Origin of the sequence: Pandoraea norimbergensis (genome assembly GCF_001465545.3) — a bacterium.
Lineage (GTDB): Bacteria > Pseudomonadota > Gammaproteobacteria > Burkholderiales > Burkholderiaceae > Pandoraea > Pandoraea norimbergensis.
Genome location: NZ_CP013480.3, coordinates 5,068,282 through 5,084,868, shown reverse-complemented (window position 1 = coordinate 5,084,868; position 16,587 = coordinate 5,068,282). Strand labels below are relative to the sequence as shown.

The window sequence follows — 16,587 nt, the reverse complement described above, 5'->3', positions numbered from 1 at the left end:
CGGGTAAGCCGGCGAAAGCTCGCGTAAGTGCGTGAAAGTTCACCGCGCGGCATCCAAAGGGCCCTGCCAAGGGTGTCGGACGCCCCGCGACGAGCGCGTTTCGAGCGTTTCGAGCGTTTCGATGTGCGGCCGTACACCCGCGAAACCTCGCTGCGTGGGGATCGCCGACCGGCTGGGGGTGTGTTTCTGTCTTGCCGACAGACATCGTGTGTCTCCATTCTCATTGCTGACCGGAACCCCGCCAGTGAGTTCACCCGAAATTCAGACTGATATCCAGACGTACTCCCGTTATGCCGCGCGCATGCTGGCGAGCCGCCCTGCGCTGGCCGAGGCATTGCCTGCGCTGAGTGAGCATCCCGTCGACGCGCGCTGGCTGGCACGGCGTTTCGAAGCCATTGCGGGCGTGAGCGGCATTGACGAGGCCGGACTGACGCGGGCCCTGCGCGTGTTGCGCGTCGAGGCCTTGTGCGCCGTGATGCAGCGCGATCTCGACGGGCGCGCCGAGCTGGCCGAAGTGACCGGTGCGATGACCGCGCTGGCCGAGTTCGCCGTGCAGGCGGGCATCGCCGTGCTGTCGCGCGAGCTGGAGGCGATCCACGGCGTGCCACGCAATACCGAGGGCGAGCGCCAGACGCTGGGCGTGGTTGGCATGGGCAAGCTGGGCGGGCGCGAGTTGAATGTCTCGTCCGACATCGACCTGATCTTCCTTTATGAAGACGACGGCGACACCACGGCACCGGATGGCGGTACCACCGCCGGGCTGCGGTTGCTTTCCAATCATGAATTCTTCACCAAGCTCGGCCGCAAGCTGATCGGGCTGATTTCGGAATTGACGCCGGACGGCTACGTGTTCCGGGTGGATATGCGGTTGCGGCCGAATGGCGATTCGGGCCCGCTCGTGTGCAGTCTGCCGATGCTCGAAGAGTATTTCTATGTGCAGGGCCGCGAGTGGGAGCGCTATGCGTGGATCAAGGGCCGTCTCGTTTCCGAGGTGGCGAGCGAGCCGGGCAAGCGAATCGAGCGGCTGTTATCGGCGTTGGTGCAGCCCTTCGTGTTCCGTCGCTATCTCGATTACGGCGTGATCGGGGCCATTCGCGCGTTGCACGAACAGATTCGCCATGAGGCCGAACGCCGCGCGCGGGCCAAACCCGCACGCATCAACGACATCAAGCTGGGGCGCGGCGGCATTCGCGAAGTCGAGTTCTCTGCGCAGGTTTTCCAATTGATTCGCGGCGGGCAGGAGCCGGAGTTGCGGGTGCGCCCGACGCTCGCGGTGCTGGGCGTTGCCGCCCGGCGCGGCTGGCTGGCGCAGAGCGTGGCCGATGCGCTGGCGAACGCGTATCTCTTCCTGCGCAAGCTTGAGCACCGGATTCAATATCTTGACGACGCGCAGACCCACATCCTGCCCGTGCCCGGAGATGACCGTCTCGCGGTGGCGAGGGCGATGGGGTTTCCCGACGAGGCGGCGTTCATGACCATACTCGACGAGCATCGCGAGTTCGTTGCGGCGCAGTTCGACGAGATTTTTGCCGACAAGGCCGGTGCGAACGGGCAGAAGGGCGGTTCGGCAGGCGAGGGCGATTGCGAATGTCCGCCCGAGTTGTGGAGTGAGTGTCTCGCGGATGAAGCGCAGACCGGCGACTTGGGCAACCAACTGACGAAGTTGGGTTTCAGCGATGCCGAAGGTGCGCTGGATCGCTTGCGCGCCGTGTGGACATCGTCGCGATACAAGGCGCTCAACGAGACCAGCCGGCGGCGCTTCGATCAACTGGTGCAGCGTGCCGTCGAGGGCGCCTCGGGCACGAAAGAAGCCGATGCTGTGCTGGGACGGATGCTGGACCTGCTCTCGACCATCAGCCGTCGCAGTTCCTATCTGGCACTGCTGACCGAGTATCCGCGTGCGCTTGAGCGCGTGGTCAAGGTATTGGCGGGTTCGCGCTGGGCGGCGGGTTATCTCATCAGCCATCCGCAGTTGCTGGACGAATTGCTCGACGACGAGGCACTGGCGGCACCATTCGACTGGCCGTCATTCAAGACCCAGTTGTTGCTGAGTCTGAATGCGTCGGGCGCGGTGGGTAATGTCGAAGTGCAGATGGATATCTTGCGGCGTGCGCATCATGCGGAAGTGTTCCGCATTCTGTTGCTCGATTTGCAGGGCACCTTGTCGGTGGAGGCGATTGGCGACCGGTTGTCCGAGTTGGCCGACGTCATTGTCGACGTGACGATTGCGACCGTATGGCCGCATGTGGCCACGCGTCACCGCGAGGTACCGCGCTTCTCCGTGATTGCGTACGGGAAGTTGGGCGGCAAGGAATTGGGCTACGCGTCCGATCTCGACCTGATTTTCCTGTACGACGATGACGACGATCGTGCACCGGATGCGTACGCGGCACTGGCGCGTCGCTTTGTGACGTGGCTGACCACGCACACGGGCGCGGGCATGTTGTTCGATGTGGATCTGCGGCTGCGCCCCAATGGGTTGTCGGGGCTGTTGGTGACCAACATCGAGAGCTTCCGCCAGTATCAGTTCCGAGAGGGGAATGCGAATACTGCGTGGGTCTGGGAGCATCAGGCGCTGACGCGCGCGAGGTTCTGTGCGGGCGACGATGCGATTGGCGCAACGTTCGAGGACATTCGCAAGCAGGTATTGGCGACACCGCGCGAGGCACTGCCGCTGGCGCAAGAGATTGTGGCGATGCGCCGCAAGGTGTTGGAGGGGCATCCGAACCCGACGCAGCTATTCGATCTGAAGCACGACCGTGGCGGCATGGTGGATATCGAGTTCACTGTGCAGTATCTGGTCTTGTTGCACTCTGGCGCGCATCCGGCCTTGTTGCGTAACGCGGGCAACATCGCGTTGCTGCGAGAGGCGGCACAGTTGGGGCTGATCGATGCGAAGTTGGCAGACGATGCCGCAGCGGCCTACCGGACGTATCGAAAGCGCCAGCATAAATTGCGCCTCGATGGGGTGGAGGCAGCGCGCGTCCCGGCGGTCGATATCGAGACTGAGCGCAGTGCCGTGATGGCGTTGTGGGATTCCGTGTTCGCGGATGCTGGGCCGGTTTGATGGCGGCGCGGAAGTAAGTTGAACGAAAGTGATGGGAAAGACGCCGGGTGAGCCCCGGCGTTTTTCATTTGGGATAGGGCGCAGCGAGGGCGAAGCGTGCTCGGACTAAAGCGCCAACATCTCCCGAGCGTGTTTGCGCGTCGTCGCGGTGATTTCAACGCCACCGAGCATGCGAGCGATTTCTTCGACGCGCTCCGTGCGACCCAGCGGTTCGATTTCGCTCATGGTGGAGTCGCCATCGCTGCGTTTCTTCACGCGCAGGTGTTGATGGCCGAGCGCGGCGACTTGAGGCAGGTGGGTGACGCAGAGCACTTGGCGGCCTTGGCCGAGTTCGCGCAGGAGGCGTCCGACCACTTCGGCGACGGCGCCGCCGATGCCCGAATCCACTTCATCGAAGATCAGCGTGGGCGTGAGGCTTGCGCTGCTGGCGATGACTTGCAGCGCGAGGCTGATACGCGCCAGTTCGCCGCCGGAGGCGACTTTCGCGAGTGGGCGCGTCGGCACACCGGGGTGACCGGCCACGAGAAATTCCACCGTCTCCAGCCCGAACGATTGTGGTTCGGCGGCGGGGGTGATGGCCACTTCGAAGCGTCCACCGGGCATCGACAGGTCTTGCATCGCGCGGGTGACTTCGCGCGACAGCGAGGCGGCGGCTTTCGCGCGCGCTTTGGACAGCGTCTTGGCGAGTTCGAGATAAGCCGCGTGCGCCGCATCAGTGGCGGCCTGCATCGCCGCCGTATCTTGCGACGCCGTCAGTTCTTCCAGTTGCGCACGTCGTTCGGCGTGTTCCGCAGGCAAGTTCTCGGGCGTGACGCGGAACTTGCGCGCCGCCGAGTGCAGGGCGTCGAGACGTTGCTCCACGACAGCCAGTCGTTCCGGATCGAGATCGATGCGTTGTGCGTAGTGCGAGAGGGAATGCACCGCTTCGCGCAGTTGAATCTCGGCGGGTTCCAGTGCGGCGAGCGCGTCGGCGAGCCCTGTGTCGATTTCTGCCAGTTCGCGAATCTGGTGCACCACATGCCCCAGCGACGGCACGATCGCCCCGTCCGCTTCGGCCAGCGCATCGAGCGCGCTCTGCACGCCGTTGATCAGGCTCGCGGCGTGAGAGAGGCGGCGATGCTCTGCGTTCACCTCATCCCATTCGCCTTCCTGCGGGCCGAGCTTGTCCAGTTCTGCCGTCTGCCATTCCAGACGTTCGCGTTCCAGTTGCAGCTCGCGATCGCGGCCCTGCGCTTCTTCACAGCGCTTGACCAGACGCCGCCATTCCTTGTGTGCCGCCGCCGTATCCGCCGCGAGCCCAGTAGCACCCGCGTGCGAGTCCAGCAGGCGGCGCTGCGCGTCAGGGCGGAGCAACTGCTGATGCGCGTGCTGGCCGTGAATGTCCACCAGCATCTCGCCAAGCTCGCGCAATTGCGTGAGCGTCGCGGGCGTGCCGTTGATGAACGCGCGGGAACGCCCGGTCGTATCCAGCACGCGGCGCAACAGCACGCCGCCGTGTTCTTCCAGCGTGAGCGCTTGCACTTGCAGCCACGCCTCTAGATCCGGGCGCGCTTCGGCATCCGCCGCAAATTCTGCCGTGATATCCGCACGCGTCTGTCCCGTGCGCACCATGCTGGCGTCGCCTCGTTCGCCCATGGCCAGCGCGAGCGCATCGATCAGAATCGACTTGCCTGCACCGGTCTCGCCGGAGAACACCGTAAAACCGGCGGAGAATTCCAGATCGAGACGATCGACGATCACAAAATCGCGAATCGAGAGACTGCGTAGCATGGGGTATCGGGTGCCTGACGTTCGGACACCGGCCCGGCGGGCCAGCGGGAAGCGTCAATGATAAGGGGACTTTGCGACGAACGGGAGAGCCAGTGTTGGGCCGGTGTTTGGCCTGTGTTTAAGCGGGCGTGCGCTCCCCGCCCACAAAAACACACGCCACCGGGTGGGGTGGCGTGTGGGCAGACTCAGTTTTGCGGTGCGTCTTCGTCCGAAATATGTTCGTTCCAGTGCAGCTTGCGGCGCAGCGTCGCGTAATAGTTGTAGCCGACCGGATGCAGGAACGTCACCTGATGCTCCGAGCGGCTCACCAGAATTTTGTCGCCCTGACGCAGTTCCGCAAACGACTGCATATCGAAGTTCGCCCCGACTTCGCGGCCGCCCGTGATCGTGATCACGATGTCGCTGGAGTCCGGCAGCACGATCGGACGGTTCGACAGCGCGTGCGGCGCAATCGGCACCAGCACGACCCCGCCGAGACGCGGGTGAAGGATCGGGCCCGATGCCGACAGCGCGTAAGCCGTCGAGCCGGTCGGCGTGGCGACGATCAGGCCGTCCGAGCGCTGCTTGTACATGAAGCGCCCGTCCACATCTACGCGCAGTTCCACCATCCCCGAGATGCCCGAGCGGTTCACCACCACGTCGTTGAACGCGAGCGTCTCGAACAGCGTCTGCCCGTCGCGGTCGATGCGCGCGGCGAGCAGCGTGCGCTGCTCCGCTTCGAAATGACCTTCGAGCATCGCCGGCACCACCTGACGCATATCGTCGAGCGGAATATCCGTGATGAAACCCACGCGCCCGTGGTTCACACCGATCAGCGGCACCCCCGACGCGGCCAGTTGACGGCCGACGCCGAGCATCGTCCCGTCGCCACCCACGACGACGGCGACGTCGGTCTGCGTGCCGATCTCCTGAATATCGAGCGTGCCGTACGGGTCGGCACCGGCGCCGATGTTATGCGCCGTATCGCGCTCGAAGACGACGTGATGCCCGCGCTGGGCAATGCATGCCGCGAGCGTGAGCAATGGTTCGGCAACGCCGTCGGCATGGTACTTCCCGACGAGCGCTACGGTCTTGAAAGGGCTCCCTGTTTTCATGCCGCCATTACACCATAAGTCGATGACAGCAACCATCGCGTATGCCGCGCAAAGTCAGGCTGTGCCATTGTGCCGACACGCCCTCGCGCCAAACGCCGCGTGCGTACGTTTCGCGTTACAATTTTTGCCATGCTAGATCAACGTGCGCAGACTCTCCTCAAAACCCTGATCGAACGGTACATCGCCGATGGCCAACCGGTCGGTTCGCGCACGCTTTCCCGTTATTCAGGCCTCGATCTCTCTCCGGCGACCATCCGCAACGTGATGGCCGACCTTGAGGCGCTGGGCTTCGTCGCCAGTCCCCATACGTCTGCCGGTCGAATCCCCACGCCGCGCGCCTACCGTCTCTTCGTCGACACCATGCTCTCCGTGAGCCCGCTCGAAGACGCGGTACATCGCCTCGCGTCGCAGGTGCAAAATCGCCTGCAACCGGCCGGACCGCAGCAACTGGTGGCGTCCGCCGCGCAAGTGCTGTCCAACCTGTCGCAGTTCGCGGGCGTGGTGCTGACCCCGCGACGCAGTCAGGTTTTCCGCCAGATCGAATTCCTGCGGTTGTCTGAAAAACGCGTGCTGCTCATCATCGTCACCCCCGACGGCGACGTGCAGAACCGCATCATCCTCACCGAAAAAGACTACTCGCCCGCCCAACTGGTCGAAGCCGGCAACTATCTGAACGCCCATTTCGGCGGTCACAGCTTCGACGATGTGCGCGCTTACTTGCGTGGCGAGCTCGATGCACTGCGTTCCGACATGAGCGCGCTGATGCAAGCGGCGGTCGATGCCGGCAGTGATGCCATGGCCGACACCACGCGCGAAGAGAGCGTGCTGATCTCGGGCGAGCGCAATTTGCTCGGTGTCGAAGATCTGTCGTCCAGCATGGAACGGCTGCGCAAGCTGTTCGACGTGTTCGAGTCGAAGACCGGCCTGCTGCAACTGCTCGACGTGTCGAGCCGCGCGCAGGGCGTGCAGATCTTCATCGGCGGCGAATCGAGTCTGGTGCCCATCGAAGAGATGACCGTCGTGACTGCACCGTACGAAGTGGACGGCGAAGTGGTCGGTACGCTGGGCGTGATCGGCCCGACGCGCATGGCGTACGAGCGCGTGATTCCGATCGTCGATATCACGGCCAAGCTGCTCTCCAACGCGCTCAGCCAGCACTGAGCCCGGGCGAGGGCGCTAGCCAGCATCGCCCGGTTCGCCAGCATTCCCGACGCATTCGCGTTACAAACCCGTAGCATTCATTTACACGCTGTCACAAGCGGCAGGCTTACGCTCAAGGTGTCACTTATGGCGGGGTGAATGGGCTGGTTGACTCGCCGAAGGATTCGGACAGAACAACAAGGCGGCACGCAGCACACGCTACGCATGCGGGTCCGCCGGAAGGGCCGGGAGTCGGTATGAAACCCCTGAATTCATGGCGGACCGTGGTTCGCTTACTTGGCGCCGGGCTGATGTTCGGCGCCATCGGTGCGCTGGTCGCCCCCGCGCTGGCACAAGCCCAGAGCGCCGATCCGCCCGGACGCGTGGCGCGGCTCGGCGAGTTCGACGGCACCGTGACCTACGCGCCCGCCGGTACCACCGACTGGCGTTATGCCGACCGCAATCGCCCGCTCACCACCGGCGACGCCGTCTGGGTCGACCGCAATAGCCGCGCCGAGATGCATGTGGGTGGCACGGCGGTGCGCATCGGTGCCTCCACCAGCGTCACGCTGTCGGCCGTGACCGACCAGAATGTGCAACTGAACGTAACGCAAGGCACCGTCGGCTTGCGTCTGCGCAGCTACGATCCCAACCAGCCTTACGAAATCGATACGCCCAATCTCGCCTTCGTGCCGCAGCAGGCGGGCGAGTACCGAATCGACGTCGATCCGAATGGCGTGACCACCGTCAGCGTCTGGCAAGGCGCGGGCACCGTGTACGGACAAGGCGCGTCGGTGCCGCTGCGTCAGGGGCAGCGCGTCGCCTTCACCGGGCAAAACCTCGTGCAGCAACCGACCGGGCCATTGGCCGCCGACGCGTTCGATCAATGGGTGCGTGAGCGCGATGCTCGCGAAGACGCGTCCGTCTCCGCCCGCTATGTGCCGCGCGACATGACCGGTTTTGAGAGCCTCGACGATTACGGCTCGTGGCAAGACACGCCGACCTATGGCGCCGTGTGGGTGCCGTCGAGCGTGCCGTCCGGCTGGGCGCCGTACCGCACGGGGCACTGGGTTTGGGTCGACCCGTGGGGCTGGACGTGGGTGGACGAAGCGCCGTGGGGCTTCGCGCCTTATCACTATGGCCGCTGGGCGTATGTCGATACGCGGTGGTGCTGGGTGCCCGGGCCGGTGGCCGTGCGTCCGGTGTACGCGCCCGCACTCGTCGGCTGGGTTGGCGGCAGCAGCGGTGGCAACCAGTGGGGCGTGGCGTTTGCCGCCGGCGGCGTCGGGCTGGCATGGTTCGCACTCGGACCGCATGACCCGTATCGCCCGGCATATCACGCCAGTTCGTCGTACGTCACCAACATCAATCGTTCGACGGTGATCAGCACGACCAACATCAACAACATCAATAACGTCCACAACGTTACCAATATCAACAACATCTACGTGAACCGCAACGTGCGCGGTGCCGTGTCGACCATGCCCGCGCAAGCCTTCGTGCAGGGCCGCCCGGTCGGTGCGCCGACGGCGTTGGCGGCGCCGCGAGCCGGTCAGAACTGGCGAGTGGGCAACACGCCGGGCGTCGCGCCGGTGCAGCAGAGTCTGGTCGGCAACAGCCGTCCCGCCGCGGGGGTGCCGCCGATGGCCGCGTTCAACCGCCCGGTGCTGGCCACGCGTGCGCCGGTGGTGCGTCCGATGGCGTCGCGTGAGCTGACGAGCAACCTGCACGCCGTGCCCAATGCCGGCGGCACGCCGCTGGCGTTCACACCGAACAACCGTCCGGGCGCTGCCGCACCGCAAGCGCATGTTCAGCCGCGCGTGACCGTGGTCGGGACGCGCGGGCCAGTGGGTGCACCGATCGGGCAGAACGGGCCGAGCGGTCCGAATGGTGCGCAACCTGCGCTGAACCATACCGGCGCGCTGCCTGCCACTGGCGCCGTGCCAGCGATGCATGGCGCACCGGGAGTGCCGGGACAGCCCGGGGTGCCGGGTCAACCGGGCGTACCGGGCGTACCGGGCGTACCGGGTGTGCCGCATCCGCCCGGTGTACCGGGTCAGATGGGGCAGCCGGGCCGTCCGGAACCGCCGACGGTGCGTGGCGAAGTGAATGGTCAGCCGGGGCAGCGCGGACAGCAGGCACAACCGGCCCAGCCGGGCCAACCGGGTCAACCGGGCCAACCGGGCCATGACGCGGCACAGCGCGACATGCAGATGCACCGTCAGAATCCGACTTCACAGGCCGCGCCGACCGCACCGGCCGCCCAGCCGCAGCGTCCGGAACCCAACGACGCCGAGGCGGCACGACGCCCGCAGCAGTATCAGTCGCACCCGCAGGCCCAGCGTCCGGAACCGCAGCCGTTCCAGCAACCGGCGCAGCCGCAGCCTCGCGTGCAGCCGCAGCAGGCACCGCAGGAGCACGTGCAGCCGCAACCGCGCCCGCAACCGCAGCCGCAGCCGCAGGAGCACCCGCAGGCCGCACCGCGTCCGCAACCTCAGGAGCGTCCGCAGCCCCAAGAGCGCCCGCAACCTCAGGAACGTCCGCAACCGGCCCCGCGTCCGCAGCCGCAGGAGCACCCGCAACCGCGGCCTGCCCCGAAGGAAAACAAGCCTGAGGCGCATGCACCCGCCCATGAAGGCCAGCACACGTCGGCCGAACATCGTCCGGCCCACGAAGACGAGCATCAGCACGGCTGATCGGGCGCACCGCCCGCCGCCGTCCCGCTTGACCGGGGACGGTGGCTGGCGCTGATTGCCGCGCCGGATTTCGTCCCGGTTTGCGGTAAAGTACGCCTCATGCGCTTCGATCCCGAACCTATTTCGCATGGCCAGTCCGGCAAGACCGCCGTTCTGCTGATCAACCTCGGCACCCCCGACGAGCCGCGTCCGGCGGCCGTGCGCCGATACCTGCGCGAGTTTTTGTCCGACCCGCGTGTGGTGGAAATTCCCCCGCTCATCTGGCAGCCGCTGCTGCGTCTCGTGATCCTGCCGTTCCGCTCGCGCCAGTCGGCGCAGAAGTACGCCACGGTCTGGACGCGCGAGGGCTCGCCGCTCAAGGTCAACACCGAGCACCAGACCACCGCGCTGCGCAACCTGCTGCACGCGAACGATTACGACGTCGTCGTCGATTACGCCATGCGGTACGGCAATCCGTCGATTCCGGACCGTATTCGCGCGCTGCGCCAGAACGGCGTCGAGCGCATTTTGCTGCTGCCGCTGTATCCGCAGTATTCGAGCAGCACGACGGCGACGGCCACCGACGCGGTGTACCGCGTGCTGGCCCGCCTGCGCAACCAGCCCGACGTGCGAACGGTGCGCGACTATCACGATCATCCCGCCTATATCGAGGCACTGCGCCAGCAAGTGGAAGGCTACTGGCAGCAGCACGGCCGTCCCGACTTCACCGCCGGCGAGCGTCTGCTGCTGAGTTTTCACGGGGTGCCGCGCCGCACGCTCGATCTGGGCGATCCGTACCACGATCAGTGTGTGAAGACCGCGCGCCTGCTGGCGGCGGCGCTCGGTCTCGACGAGACGACCTGCCGTCTCACGTTCCAGTCGCGTTTTGGCAAAGCCGAATGGCTTCAGCCGTACACGGCGCCGACGCTCGAAGAGCTGGGCCGTGGCGGCACGCCGCGCGTGGACGTGTTCTGCCCGGGCTTCACGTCCGACTGTCTCGAAACGCTGGAAGAAATCAATATGGAAGGCCGCCATATCTACGAAGCGGCGGGTGGCAAGGCGTTCCACTTCATTCCCTGCCTGAACGGTGCGAGCGCATGGATTACGGCGCTTGGCGAGATTGCCGCGCGCAATCTGCAAGGCTGGCCGGTGCTGTCCCCTGAAGGTCAGGCGGACGCCGCTGTTGCCGCCGCCGCGTCCACACGGGCGCGTCAGGTCGCGGCCGTGGCGGCATTCGATGAAGCGAATGCGGCGGCCAACCCCGGAGCGCGCGCATGACGGTGAAGGTTGATGATTCTGCCCACGCCGCCACGCGTATCGACAAATGGCTGTGGGCCGCCCGCTTCTTCAAAACCCGTTCGCTCGCCACGCAGGCGGTAGATCGCGGTCGCGTGTTGTGCAACGAAGTGCGCGTGAAACCGGCGCGCGACGTGCGTCCCGGTGACATCCTGTCGGTCGATAACGGCAGCACGCGCTGGGAAGTCCGTATCAAAGCGATTGCCGAGGTGCGCGGCTCCGCGCCCATCGCCCAGTCGCTCTATGAGGAAACCGAAGCCAGTATTCGTGCGCGCGCTGAAGAAAGTGAGCGCCGGCAACTGTTTCAGGAGCCGGCGGCGCAGATGCACGGCCGCCCGACCAAGCGTGACCGCCGCCGCATCGGCGGGCTGGGCGATTAGTTCGTTTCCCTGTTTTCAATGCCCGAATGAACGCCGCCGCCGGCAAATGCGCGGCGGCGGACGAGAGGGAGCGGAAATGAACCAGGGCAGTCGGGAAAACGGTAAGACGGTGAGACAGGCAAGTCCGGAAAATCGACGGCTAACGGGGCGTCCAGCGTGGTCCGGTCAGACTGGGATCAGCGAGTGGGCAATCCGTTCGAAGACTGATGGGCTGGCACGCCCGGCATGTCGACATAGTGGTTCAGCACCGCACGCACGCCACCATATTCGGTGTCGCGCCGGGTGACTGCACCGGACAGGCAGATCGTAATCGTTACCATCGTCACCAACGCAAGGATGAAGACGACAGCCAGTGGCAGCTTCATGATGCGCTCCTAACGCTACATAACGCTCAACGGGACGGGGGGTGTCCGGCGAGCGGCCGGGTCCAGAAATCGGCACAAATCCTGACTGGACCGTAATTCATGTTAGGTCGCAGCAACGGCCGATACAATAGAGGACTCGTAACGCGTGTAACCGGATATTTTTCGGCACGCCGCGCGCACCGACACGGGGCACAGAATGCCCGCCCACTCTTGAAATCGGTGTGAACGCCCCTACTATCCAAAGGGATTTGAACCGGTGGCGCATCGTCGTGGTGCGCTGCAAGAACCTTTTGACGACTCATTCTCATGACTGAACAGCAAAACACTCCCGACCAGCCGATTCCGTCCCAGGCCGACGCGGCCCCGACCGACGCTGCGGGCGCGACCGACGCGCTGCCCTCGGTCGAGGCACTGCTGCTTGCAGCACAGGCCGAAGCGGCCGATCTGCGCGACCAGCTCCTGCGCGCGCGCGCCGAGACCGAGAACATCCGCCGCCGGTCGCAGGAAGACGTGACCAAGGCCCACAAGTTTGCCGTGGAATCCTTCGCCGAGAACCTCCTGCCGGTGATCGACAGCCTGGAAGCTGCCGCCGCCGACACCAGTGGCGACGTGACCAAGCTGCAAGAAGGCGTGCAACTGACGCTGCGCCAACTGCTGGCGGCGCTGGAGCGCGGCCGGGTCAGCGTGATCGACCCCGCAGGCGCCAAGTTCGACCCGCATCAGCATCAGGCCATCTCGATGGTGCCGGCCGATCAGGAGCCGAACACCGTCGTGCAAGTGCTCCAGAAGGGTTACTTGATTTCCGAGCGCGTGCTGCGCCCGGCGCTGGTGACCGTGGCTGCCGCCAAGTAAGGCGAGCGGTGAGCAGCAAGCAGCAAGCAGGACTGCAATAAGCCGGGGAGCTGCTCAAAAAACGAGCAGCGCCGGCAGAAAGGCATCCAGAGTGACCGAGCTTGTCATGACATCATGGCAAGCTTTGGTTTTTTCAGGATGAGCGGTACGGCGCGGGCATGGCAGCACGATGCCCGCAGACGATCGGCGGCAAATTCGGCAATAACGACATCATGGCAAGCGATCTTCCGGACATGCGCGGCGTAGACGGCACGGCTTTCGAGGCATTCTCGATGCGCGAGCTGACGGCGGCGACGTTCGACGAGGGCTTGCTGGCGGCGGGCGACGGACTCGCCGTGGTGTTTTTCTGGGGCGTCGACTGCTTTAACTGCGAAGTCGCCAAGAAAACCATGCTGTCGCAGCGTGAGGCCATCGAAGCGCTGGATTTGCGCTGGTTGCACGCCAATGTGTATGCCGATATGGCGCTGGGCCGGCGTTTCGCGCTGCACGGGGTGCCGACGTTTTTCTTCTTCCATCACGGTAAGAAACTGGGCCGGGCGACCGGCTGGCAGGGCTTGCCCCAGTTCCGGCTGGCGGTAGCCGCCGCCCGCGAGAAGATCGCGGCGGCCGGGGGCAAAACCGGACCGCAAGAAGGGTCTTGAAAAGCACCGCGCGGCACCCATATGTCGTGCAGATCAATGAATTGAACGGGCCACAGGCCTGACGGAAAGACGCAAAGGACGCTAGGAGAAATTTTATGGGCAAGATTATCGGTATCGACTTGGGCACCACGAACTCGTGCGTGGCCGTGATGGAAGGCAATCAGGTCAAGATCATTGAAAACGCGGAAGGTGCTCGCACCACGCCGTCGATCATCGCTTATGTCGAAGACGGCGAGATTCTGGTCGGCGCGCCGGCCAAGCGTCAGGCAGTGACCAACCCGCGTAACACGCTGTACGCGGTGAAGCGCCTGATCGGCCGCCGTTTCGAAGAAAAAGAAGTGCAGAAGGACATCGGCCTGATGCCCTACAAGATCGTCAAGGCCGACAACGGCGACGCCTGGGTGGAAGCGCGTGACCAGAAACTGGCCCCGCCGCAGGTTTCCGCCGAAGTGCTGCGCAAGATGAAGAAGACCGCCGAAGACTATCTGGGCGAGCCGGTCACGGAAGCCGTGATCACGGTGCCGGCGTACTTCAACGACAGCCAGCGCCAAGCCACCAAGGACGCAGGCCGCATCGCCGGTCTGGAAGTCAAGCGCATCATCAACGAGCCGACCGCCGCCGCACTGGCTTTCGGTCTGGACAAGAAAGAAGGCGGCGACCGCAAGATTGCCGTGTATGACCTGGGTGGCGGCACGTTCGACATCTCGATCATCGAAATCGCCGACGTAGACGGCGAGCACCAGTTCGAAGTGCTGTCGACCAACGGCGACACGTTCCTGGGCGGCGAAGACTTCGACCAACGCATCATCGACTACATCATCGGCGAGTTCAAGAAAGAACAAGGCGTCGATCTGTCGAAGGACGTGCTGGCGCTGCAACGCCTGAAGGAAGCCGCTGAAAAGGCCAAGATCGAACTGTCGTCGGCCCAGCAGACCGAAATCAACCTGCCGTACATCACGGCTGACGCCTCGGGTCCGAAGCACTTGAACCTGAAGATCACGCGCGCCAAGCTCGAAGCGCTGGTCGAAGAGCTGATCGAACGCACGATCGAGCCCTGCCGTCTGGCCATCAAGGATGCCGGCGTGAAGGTGAGCGACATCGACGACGTGATTCTGGTCGGTGGTATGACCCGCATGCCGAAGGTGCAGGACAAGGTGAAGGAGTTCTTCGGCAAGGAACCGCGTAAGGACGTGAACCCGGACGAAGCCGTGGCCGCGGGTGCCTCGATTCAAGGTTCGGTGCTCTCCGGCGATCGCAAGGACGTGCTGCTGCTCGACGTGACCCCGCTGTCGCTGGGTATCGAAACGCTGGGCGGCGTGATGACCAAGATGATCACGAAGAACACCACGATCCCGACGAAGCACTCGCAAGTGTTCTCGACGGCTGACGACAACCAGCCGGCCGTGACGATCAAGGTGTATCAGGGTGAGCGCGAGATGGCCGCCGGCAACAAGTCGCTGGGCGAGTTCAACCTCGAAGGCATTCCGCCGGCTGCCCGTGGCACGCCGCAGATTGAAGTGACCTTCGACATCGACGCCAACGGTATTCTGCACGTGGGCGCCAAGGACAAGGCCACCGGCAAGGAAAACAAGATCGTCATCAAGGCGAACTCGGGTCTGTCGGACGCCGAGATCGAGAAGATGGTCAAGGACGCCGAGCTGAACGCCGAAGAAGACAAGAAGGCCCGCGAACTGGCGGACTCCCGTAACCAGGGCGATGCGCTGGTGCACAGCACCCGCAAGGCGCTGACCGAGTACGGCGACAAGATCGAGGCTTCGGAAAAAGAAGCGATCGAGTCGGCCATTACGGCACTCGAAGGCGCACTGCGCGGTTCGGACAAGGCTGATATCGATGCCAAGGTCGAAGCGCTGGGTACTGCGAGCCAGAAGCTCGGCGAAAAGATGTACGCCGACATGCAAGCTCAGGCAGGCGCCGCAGGTGCTGCCGGTGGCGAGCAAGGCAAGCCGCATGACGACAACGTGGTTGACGCCGAAGTGAAGGAAGTCAACGACAAGAAGTAAAGCGTGCATGGCGCGCGGCACGGGCAGGAGTCTGCCGGTGCCGTGCGTATGGGCCGGGTATCGAAGTTCTCCGCACGGAGAATCTCGACCCGGCTTTTTGCCTGATGGCGACATGCGCCAACATTGGAAAGAGTTATGGCCAAACGTGATTACTACGAAGTCCTTGGCGTCGCCAAGAACGCCGACGGCGACGAAATCAAGAAGGCATATCGCAAGCTGGCGATGAAGTACCATCCGGACCGCAATCCGGACAGCAAGGACGCCGAAGATAAATTCAAGGAAGTCAAAGAGGCCTACGAGATGCTCTCCGAGCCGGAGAAGCGCGCGGCGTACGACCAGTACGGTCACGCGGGCGTCGACCCGAACATGGGCGGCTTCGGCGGTGCGGGCGGTCAGGGCTACGGTGGCTTTGCCGATGCGTTCGGCGACATCTTCGGCGACATCTTCGGTCAGGGCGGCCCCGGTGGCGGCCGTGGCGGTGGCCGCGGCGGTCCGCAGGTGTATCGCGGTGCCGACCTGCGCTACAACATGGAAATTACGCTGGAGCAGGCTGCCAACGGCTTCGACACGCAGATTCGCGTGCCGAGCTGGGAAGAGTGCGAAGTCTGCCACGGCAACGGCGCCAAGCCGGGCACCAAGCCCGAAACCTGCCCGACCTGTAACGGCTCGGGTTCGGTGCGCATGTCGCAAGGTTTCTTCAGCATTCAGCAGACCTGCCCGAAGTGCCACGGCACGGGTTCGTACATTCCTGAGCCCTGCACCAACTGCCACGGCTCGGGCAAGCTCAAGAAGACCAAGACGCTGGAAATCAAGATTCCGGCGGGTATCGAAGACGGCATGCGCATTCGCTCATCGGGCAACGGTGAGCCGGGTGTGAACGGCGGTCCTGCGGGCGACCTGTATGTGGAAATCCACATCAAGGCGCACAACGTGTTCGAGCGCGACGGCGACGATCTGCATTGCCAGATGCCGATTTCGTACGCGACGGCAGCACTGGGCGGCGACATCGACGCCCCGACGCTGCACGGCAAGGCCACTTTCGAAGTGCCCGAAGGCACGCAGACGGGTAAGACGTTCCGCCTGCGCGGCAAGGGCATCAAGGGGCTGCGCGCGAGCTATCCGGGTGATCTGTACGTGCATGTGCAGGTGGAAACGCCGGTCAAGCTCGACGACAAGCAGAAGCAGATGCTGCGCGACTTCGACGCTTCGCTCAAGGAAGGCGGCGCGCGTCACAGCCCGCAGACCAAGGGCTGGTTCGACCGTGTGAAGCAGTTCTTCGAGTAATT

12 protein-coding genes are annotated in these 16,587 nt (G+C 64.4%); 9 read left to right on the top strand and 3 right to left on the bottom strand.

Annotated features, from left to right (window positions below):
• Positions 1-301: 301 nt before the first annotated feature.
• Positions 302-3,067 (top strand): bifunctional [glutamate--ammonia ligase]-adenylyl-L-tyrosine phosphorylase/[glutamate--ammonia-ligase] adenylyltransferase, encoded by a 2,766-nt coding sequence (gene glnE, locus AT302_RS22170; RefSeq protein WP_058379854.1) that lies wholly within the window; start codon positions 302-304, stop codon positions 3,065-3,067.
• 105 nt (positions 3,068-3,172) lie between these two features.
• Here glnE and recN read toward each other — a convergent pair whose 3' ends face one another.
• Complete coding sequence (gene recN / locus AT302_RS22165; RefSeq protein WP_058375872.1) at positions 3,173-4,837, bottom strand: DNA repair protein RecN; 1,665 nt, start codon at positions 4,835-4,837, stop codon at positions 3,173-3,175.
• Positions 4,838-5,022: 185 nt separating this feature from the next.
• Entirely contained in the window at positions 5,023-5,967 is a 945-nt protein-coding gene (locus AT302_RS22160) for an NAD kinase (RefSeq protein ID WP_058375871.1), read from the bottom strand.
• A gap of 93 nt (positions 5,968-6,060) precedes the next feature.
• Here AT302_RS22160 and hrcA point away from each other — a divergent pair, with 93 nt between their 5' ends.
• From hrcA to AT302_RS22140, 4 genes are all read left to right on the top strand, one after another.
• Positions 6,061-7,092, top strand: a complete 1,032-nt coding sequence (gene hrcA / locus AT302_RS22155) for a heat-inducible transcriptional repressor HrcA (RefSeq protein ID WP_058375870.1) — start codon at positions 6,061-6,063, stop codon at positions 7,090-7,092.
• Between the two features lie 236 nt (positions 7,093-7,328).
• On the top strand, positions 7,329-9,767 hold the full coding sequence (locus tag AT302_RS27885) for a DUF6600 domain-containing protein (RefSeq protein ID WP_167365818.1): 2,439 nt from the start codon (positions 7,329-7,331) through the stop codon (positions 9,765-9,767).
• Between the two features lie 99 nt (positions 9,768-9,866).
• Positions 9,867-11,024 carry a ferrochelatase gene (gene hemH, locus AT302_RS22145; protein WP_064674992.1) on the top strand — a complete coding sequence of 386 codons (1,158 nt, stop codon included), beginning with the start codon at positions 9,867-9,869 and terminating at the stop codon, positions 11,022-11,024.
• On the top strand, positions 11,021-11,422 hold the full coding sequence (locus AT302_RS22140) for an RNA-binding S4 domain-containing protein (protein ID WP_058375868.1): 402 nt from the start codon (positions 11,021-11,023) through the stop codon (positions 11,420-11,422). The genes hemH and AT302_RS22140 overlap by 4 nt, the downstream gene beginning before the upstream one ends.
• A gap of 176 nt (positions 11,423-11,598) precedes the next feature.
• Here AT302_RS22140 and AT302_RS22135 read toward each other — a convergent pair whose 3' ends face one another.
• Positions 11,599-11,787: a hypothetical protein gene (locus AT302_RS22135; protein ID WP_306439732.1), complete on the bottom strand. Its 189-nt coding sequence runs from the start codon at positions 11,785-11,787 to the stop codon at positions 11,599-11,601.
• Positions 11,788-12,093: 306 nt separating this feature from the next.
• Between AT302_RS22135 and grpE the strand changes: the two genes are divergently transcribed.
• From grpE to dnaJ, 4 genes are all read left to right on the top strand, one after another.
• Complete coding sequence (gene grpE / locus AT302_RS22130; RefSeq protein ID WP_058375866.1) at positions 12,094-12,639, top strand: nucleotide exchange factor GrpE; 546 nt, start codon at positions 12,094-12,096, stop codon at positions 12,637-12,639.
• Positions 12,640-12,872: 233 nt separating this feature from the next.
• A complete protein-coding gene (locus AT302_RS22125) occupies positions 12,873-13,280 on the top strand; it encodes a thioredoxin family protein (protein ID WP_157125963.1) in 408 nt (135 codons plus the stop codon).
• A 95-nt stretch (positions 13,281-13,375) separates the two neighbouring features.
• Positions 13,376-15,301 carry a molecular chaperone DnaK gene (dnaK, locus tag AT302_RS22120; RefSeq protein WP_058375865.1) on the top strand — a complete coding sequence of 642 codons (1,926 nt, stop codon included), beginning with the start codon at positions 13,376-13,378 and terminating at the stop codon, positions 15,299-15,301.
• Positions 15,302-15,436: 135 nt separating this feature from the next.
• Entirely contained in the window at positions 15,437-16,585 is a 1,149-nt protein-coding gene (gene dnaJ, locus AT302_RS22115) for a molecular chaperone DnaJ (protein WP_058375864.1), read from the top strand.
• The last annotated feature ends 2 nt before the right edge of the window (positions 16,586-16,587 follow it).

Bases quoted from the DNA above. Each gene is read 5' to 3' on its own strand.
- glnE (WP_058379854.1), top strand. From the start codon at position 302: ATGCTGGCGAGCCGCCCTGCGCTGGCCGAGGCATTGCCTGCGCTGAGT.
- recN (WP_058375872.1), bottom strand. From the start codon at position 4,837: ATGCTACGCAGTCTCTCGATTCGCGATTTTGTGATCGTCGATCGTCTC.
- AT302_RS22160 (WP_058375871.1), bottom strand. From the start codon at position 5,967: ATGGTTGCTGTCATCGACTTATGGTGTAATGGCGGCATGAAAACAGGG.
- hrcA (WP_058375870.1), top strand. From the start codon at position 6,061: ATGCTAGATCAACGTGCGCAGACTCTCCTCAAAACCCTGATCGAACGG.
- AT302_RS27885 (WP_167365818.1), top strand. From the start codon at position 7,329: ATGAAACCCCTGAATTCATGGCGGACCGTGGTTCGCTTACTTGGCGCC.
- hemH (WP_064674992.1), top strand. From the start codon at position 9,867: ATGCGCTTCGATCCCGAACCTATTTCGCATGGCCAGTCCGGCAAGACC.
- AT302_RS22140 (WP_058375868.1), top strand. From the start codon at position 11,021: ATGACGGTGAAGGTTGATGATTCTGCCCACGCCGCCACGCGTATCGAC.
- AT302_RS22135 (WP_306439732.1), bottom strand. From the start codon at position 11,787: ATGAAGCTGCCACTGGCTGTCGTCTTCATCCTTGCGTTGGTGACGATG.
- grpE (WP_058375866.1), top strand. From the start codon at position 12,094: ATGACTGAACAGCAAAACACTCCCGACCAGCCGATTCCGTCCCAGGCC.
- AT302_RS22125 (WP_157125963.1), top strand. From the start codon at position 12,873: ATGCGCGGCGTAGACGGCACGGCTTTCGAGGCATTCTCGATGCGCGAG.
- dnaK (WP_058375865.1), top strand. From the start codon at position 13,376: ATGGGCAAGATTATCGGTATCGACTTGGGCACCACGAACTCGTGCGTG.
- dnaJ (WP_058375864.1), top strand. From the start codon at position 15,437: ATGGCCAAACGTGATTACTACGAAGTCCTTGGCGTCGCCAAGAACGCC.